Origin of the sequence: Miniphocaeibacter sp. (assembly GCF_049276255.1) — a bacterium.
Taxonomy (GTDB): Bacteria; Bacillota; Clostridia; order Tissierellales; family Peptoniphilaceae; genus Miniphocaeibacter.
In genome coordinates this window covers 1-2413 of record NZ_JBASWB010000078.1, presented here as the reverse complement: position 1 = coordinate 2413, position 2413 = coordinate 1, and the positions used below count along the sequence as shown (strand labels likewise).

Below are 2413 nucleotides of genomic sequence, written 5' to 3'. Positions count from 1 at the left end.
AATCACAGGAGTAGATACTTTCGTATTAATACCAGAAATATCTCCAGAATTTCCAGGAGGCTTGGAAAATATGTACAAATATATTAAAGATAATTTGAAATACACAGATTTAGCTAAAAAAACTAATATAACTGGTACAATATATGTGGAATTTACTGTTGAAAAAGATGGTAGTCTGACTGATGTGCACGTGATAAGGGGTATAGGTGGAGGTTTAGATGAAGAAGCTATTAGAGTAGTAGAATCTATGCCTAAATGGCAACCAGCTCGTCAAGGAGGCATGCCAGTAAAAGTAAAATATCAAATACCTATAGCTTTTAATTTGAAGTAAAAAATTGAAGAAATAAAAATTTAAAAGTTAAATTGTAATATCTTTAAATAAATTAATGATCTTATAACATCAAAATTTTATTATCTTTACAAAAATAAATAAAATCATGTCTAGTGAAAATAATAAATTTATAGATGCTAATGATAATGAAACTAATGAATTAGAATATATACTAGAGCTAACTAAGCAAATCAGAGAAAAAGAGCAAAGATATCCAATTAATTTTAATGATTTTTTATTTTTATTATCAAATAATCCGAAACAAATCTTAAGAAATATATTCCAGCTTTTTTATGATATGGTGCACTTTCATGTACCATATGGCATAGATGAATATGAAAATGATATTGACAATGCTGGTTTTCGTGATTATGATTTATCTAAATTATTCATTGAAGGTGTAGAAACTCCTTTTTTCGGTGATAGATTATTTGCTAATAGATTTATGCAGATGGCAGAAGATATTAATATGGGTATAAATGTGAACCAAATTTATCTATTCGAAGGGCCTCCTGGTAGTGGTAAGTCTACTTTTTTAAATAATCTTTTACAAAAAATGCAAGAGTATACTCTGACAGAGCAGGGTACTCTGTACAAAATATTTTGGAAAATTGATCCTAAAATAATTAATAAAGATGTAGATGATGGCAGAACTATAGTATATTCTTGTCCACATAATGATAATCCTTTTCTCATCATTCCTAAAGAGCTAAGAAAAGAATTTTTGAAAACTCTAATAAAAGATAACAATGTTTATAACGAAATTATAGAGTCTAAAAGATTTGCATGGTTATTTAAATCAGAACCTTGCCCTTTGTGTAAGTCTATTTATAATTCCTTAATTGATATATTAGATGATCCATTAAAGGTTTATGATATGCTGTATGCTAAAAAAATTGATTTTAATAGACAATTGGGTAAAGGCATTTCTGTATGGAATCCAGCTGATAATCTAATTGAACATATTTATTCTAATAATATTTTAGAAAAAGATTTAAATAATTTATTTTCTTCTGAAGAGATAGAACTGAAATATTCATATTTGGCTTTAACCAATAATGGTATATATGCTTTGATGGATATTAAAGACAATAATATCACGAGGTTGTTATCATTACATGGTATAATAAGTGATGGTGTTCACAAGGTGGAGCATATCGAAGAAAAAATAAATACCTTATTCCTAGGTTTAGTAAACCCTGAAGATAAAAAAAGTTTTATAGATATTAAATCTTTTCAGGATAGAGTGAGGTTCGTTTCTATTCCTTATGTTTTAGATGCCCAGACAGAAGTGAAAATTTATGAAAACAAATTTGGTAATAATATTGGTAATCTTTTTCTACCTCGAGTATTACAAAATTTTGCTAAAATTATTATTAGTACTCGCTTAAATACTGAATCTGATATTTTAAAGACATGGTTAAAATATAGAGCTAAATATGAAAAATATATAGATCCTGATTTATTACTATTAAAAATGGAATTATACCATGGCAAAATACCAAGATGGCTCGAAGATGAAGATATCAAAGGATTTAAAAAAAACATACGTTTGGCTCTGCTAAATGAGGCTCTGGACGAAGGATTTAAAGGTATATCTGGCAGACAATCTATCGCTATTTTTAATAAATTACTTTCTACTCATGATGATAAAAAAGATGAAATAGATATGCTAGATATTATAAGTTTTTTTGAGGATCAGCCTGATAATATTAAAAAACTCATTCCTCCTCAATTTATAAACTCATTATTAAAAATTTATGAGATTAATATTGTGCAAGAATTAAAAGATGCCCTGTATACTTGTAATGACCAAAAAATCTTCGAAGATATTATTCATTATTTATATTCACTTAGTTATGATATTGGCACAGAAATCACTAATCCTTTTACTGGTAAAAAATATAATCTAACCAATGATTTTCTAATTGCTATCGAGAGCCATTTATATCCAGCTACTGATGACATAGAAATGATTAGACATAATTTACTCAATAGATTTATAACAGAGACTTTAGCTCAGGAGGTAGAAATTAAACAAAAAAAATGGCAAGATACTAAAATAGTAAAAGAACTATATGA

Annotated in this window: 2 protein-coding genes; both read left to right on the top strand. The window is 27.2% G+C overall.

All coding sequences use genetic code 11. From position 1 onward, the window contains the following. Positions 1–331 (top strand): energy transducer TonB (locus WAO56_RS10565; RefSeq protein ID WP_422146362.1); only part of this gene is annotated, 331 nt, incomplete at its 5' end. A gap of 106 nt (positions 332–437) precedes the next feature. Next, on the top strand, positions 438–2413 hold a 1976-nt coding region (locus tag WAO56_RS10560), incomplete at its 3' end, for a hypothetical protein (protein ID WP_422146361.1).